The sequence below is a fragment of the Arsenicicoccus sp. UBA2120 genome (genome assembly GCF_002330965.1).
In the GTDB taxonomy this organism is placed as follows: domain Bacteria; phylum Actinomycetota; class Actinomycetes; order Actinomycetales; family Dermatophilaceae; genus Arsenicicoccus; species Arsenicicoccus bolidensis.
On record NZ_DCYC01000075.1, the window covers coordinates 1 to 3,259 of the forward strand.

Annotated in this window: 4 protein-coding genes; all 4 read right to left on the reverse strand. The window is 72.0% G+C overall.

Features of this window, described 5'->3' with window-relative positions; translation table 11 throughout:
• Window positions 1–167: 167 nt before the first annotated feature.
• Window positions 168–1,193 (reverse strand): hypothetical protein, encoded by a 1,026-nt coding sequence (locus B2P18_RS12390; protein WP_286960147.1) that lies wholly within the window; start codon window positions 1,191–1,193, stop codon window positions 168–170.
• Window positions 1,186–1,935 (reverse strand): hypothetical protein, encoded by a 750-nt coding sequence (locus tag B2P18_RS12395; protein ID WP_286960149.1) that lies wholly within the window; start codon window positions 1,933–1,935, stop codon window positions 1,186–1,188. Before B2P18_RS12395 ends, B2P18_RS12390 begins: the two co-directional genes overlap by 8 nt.
• A 9-nt stretch (window positions 1,936–1,944) precedes the next feature.
• Window positions 1,945–2,292, reverse strand: a complete 348-nt coding sequence (locus B2P18_RS12400) for a helix-turn-helix domain-containing protein (RefSeq protein WP_286960154.1) — start codon at window positions 2,290–2,292, stop codon at window positions 1,945–1,947.
• 273 nt (window positions 2,293–2,565) lie between these two features.
• Window positions 2,566–3,234, reverse strand: coding sequence for an HGGxSTG domain-containing protein (locus B2P18_RS12405; RefSeq protein WP_286960160.1), 669 nt, complete (start codon window positions 3,232–3,234; stop codon window positions 2,566–2,568).
• Window positions 3,235–3,259 lie beyond the last annotated feature (25 nt).

Here is a 3,259-nt window from a genome sequence, read left to right on the forward strand (position 1 = left end):
ACAGACCATCTGACACCCCCGCCCGAACACCTCCACCGGGTCATACGGCTCCTGGCCCTCAACCGCAGACGACGACCCCGACGACCCAGCACCGGCAGCCGGCCACACGACCGAACCCCCGGCACCACCCGCCAGCTCCAACCGCGGCCGAGACCCCCGCCGCCCCCTCATGCCGACACCAACCCAGGGTGCGCCTCATCGAACGCAGCCACAGCACGCTCCGCCTCAGCCACCCACGACCGGGCCTTGCTCAGACTCTCCGGGGCCCGCTCACTGCCGTCCCGGTCCCGCACCGGCTCACCCATGTCGAACAGGTCCTCCCACGCCTTCGCCGCGACCGGATCCACCGACGGCGACGACCAGCCACGCTCAGCCGCCTCAGCCAGCGCCTTCGCCTTCGACCGCGCCCACTGCGCCACGGTCCTCTCGATCCGGCCCAGCGCCCCCCGAGCGCTCTCCAGGTCCTCCACCAGGCCCTCACGCTGCCGCACCAGGGCACGCTCCGGCGACGGCCGCCCCAGGTCCGCGAACCCACCAGCACGGAACGCGCCCGGCAGCTGCTCATCCGAGAACTCCGCCGCCAGCTGCGACGCGTTCCCGCCATCAGCCACCGCCCGCAGCAACCGCTGCTGACCACGCAACCGATCGACCTCCACCTGCAGCCGATCGCGACCCGACTGGAAGAACGGGACACCCATCGTCAGGTTGGACTCCGCTCCAGGAGCGAACAGACCCCGATCCGAGGCCTCCACCGCCAACGCGCCCGGCCACCACGCCTGCCGCGTGTGCTTCTCCAGCGCCGACAGCAGCTCCGTCGTCCGCTCCTCAAACTCACTCACCAACACGGCAGCAGCCTCAACCGCCGGCTCCAACCCATCAGCCTCACCACGCAGGGCCTCAGCCCGCGCAGCCTGCTCCAACCGGCGCGCCTCCTCCACCGCCTGACCACCGATCGCCACCCGATCACGCAACTCCGCGATCCGAGACGTCACCCGCCCCAGCTCACCCGGATCCGCCAACGCCACCCGCGCAGCCGACCCCTCCAGACGCTCCAGCTCGCGCCGAGACGCCGCGACATCAGCCGTCCACCACGCCACCTGCCCGGCATGCTTCCGCACCTGCCCGACCAGGTCCCGCTCGACGACCCCGACCTCGTCGACGGCGTCGACGGCCGTGTTGTGTCCCTCAGCCACGCCCGCCACCGCCCCACGACGACTCACGCAGAGTCACACGGCCCACGCCACCAGGCGACACCGCGGCCTCCCGCACCGAGCCACTCACCCCATGCCCCCGAGGCACCGACGACACGAACGACTCGACGCCACGCTCCAGGCGCACGAGATACTCGCCCACCGAGCAACCCTCCGTGATCGCCTGCTCACGCGCCCGGCCAGCCATCCCGATCGCGAAGTGCTCCCCACGCTCACCCCGATGCCGCGCGACCCGCTCCATCAGCTCCAGCTCACGCCCAGCAGCCTCACCCGACAGCCCCCGACCCGGCCGAGCACCAGCAGCCGACAGCAGCGCCGACCCGCCATCCGACTCCCGCAGCGACGACCCACGCGACCCCTCGTCCCGCGGCCGAGATGCCTCCCGGAGCCGCTTCTCCTCGAGCCGAAGCTGAGACGCAGGCGAGTCGGGGAAGATCTGCGTCAGCACCTCGTCGACCGCCTCCCACCCATCGTCAGCCAGGGGACGGCGCTTGGGCTGGCCCTCCTGCAGGCTCGCGTGCGCGATGGGATTGGCTGCGGCCCTGATCGCATCCAGCGACTCATCGAGCTGCGCCCACCCATCGCCCATGGTTGGCGAGACGGGCCCAGCCGTCTCCTCGAGACGCCGCTTCTCGCGCCGACCCCGAGCACCCGGCGCGTCCGGGTATGCACGATCGAAAGCTTCGTCCAGCTCCGCCCACTGCGGGTCATCCCAGCCACTCATGCAAGCCTCCTAGCGCTCTCGGAGCGCGACGACCGCGTCCCTTTCGATCACCCACGACCGCCCGACCTGCCTGGCCGGCAACCGACCTGACGCGATCAGCTGCCGCACCCGCCGATCCGTGACGCCGAGCATGTCGGCGGCCACGACCGTGGTGACCTCTACTGCCTCCAAGCCTGACGGCACTTCCGCCGCCACCACTTCCGCACTTCCGCCAGCGGAAGCACCCGCCAGCCGCGCCATGTACCACCCCTCGGCCGCCTGCAGCTGCGTCCACCCCGCGGTGATGGCACCGGCCGCGAGCGGGGCGCCGGAGGCGTGGCGGCGCTGCACCGCCGCCGCCACGGTCTGCGACGTCACCCCCCGTTCACGGAGCGTGGCCAGCAGGAACGCTGCGCACTCCGGCGGCACGGCGGCAATCCGAGGCGGCGAGTCCTGCCCGCCCGTCACGCGACCCGCCGCCGGCGCACCCCACGGACCTCGCCGCCCCACACGCCCGGACCCTCGCCGGCCACGGCAGGGACCCGGAGCGTACTCACGAGCGGTCCGCCCGACGTAGCACGCCGTTAGCACGCGCCTGTGACCAGCAACGATACCCCCCGAAACGGATACCTAGTCCGCCGTTTCCCGCGTTCACGACCCCTCACCCAGCCCCTGGAGCGCACGCGCCTGCACCGCCATCTCAGCCCGGATCGCCGACAGCTGCGCCGGCGACAGGTCACCCGCGCCCAACGATCGCTCCACCGCACCCAGCACGCGACGCACCTCCAGTTCCGAGAGGCGGACCTTGCGGCCCTCGATGTCGAGCCTGGCGATTCGCTCCAGCGTCGCCACCGTCCGGTGCAGCGCACCCTCGTAGAGGCCGATGATGGCGTTCAGCTGCTCCGTGCCGCGTGCGTCGGTGGACCGCCACGAGGTCACCGCGGCCTTGCGGTCCGCGAGCTCGTCGCGGTACTCGATCAGCATGCCCGCCGTCGTGAGCATCTCGGTGTAGACCTCGCTCATGGTGACCGTGGGGCCATCCGCCGACGCACGTCGAGCCATGGTCTCCAGCTCTTCCTGCTGCACGCGTCGCGCTGCGGCCGCCTGGACTTGCGGGGCCGCGCCGCCGTGCCAGCGGCAGACGTTCGCGCCGCGGATGGCGTACCGCTTGCACTGCTGCCCGGAGCGCGACGTCGCCCGGCAACGCCGTTCCTGGGGCGGCGTGCCGGGCGAAGTGCTTGCGGCCATGGGGTCGGCGTAGAGCTCGACGGCTCTTGAGGTCTCGGCTGTTGCGGGGTGCTGGGTGGGGGTTGTGGCCATGTGTTGGGGGCTCCTGGGGTGGGGG

What these genes read in the sequence shown, in the direction of transcription:
- B2P18_RS12395 (WP_286960149.1), bottom strand. Translation starts at nt 1,935, where the DNA reads ATGAGTGGCTGGGATGACCCGCAGTGGGCGGAGCTGGACGAAGCTTTC.
- B2P18_RS12405 (WP_286960160.1), bottom strand. Translation starts at nt 3,234, where the DNA reads ATGGCCACAACCCCCACCCAGCACCCCGCAACAGCCGAGACCTCAAGA.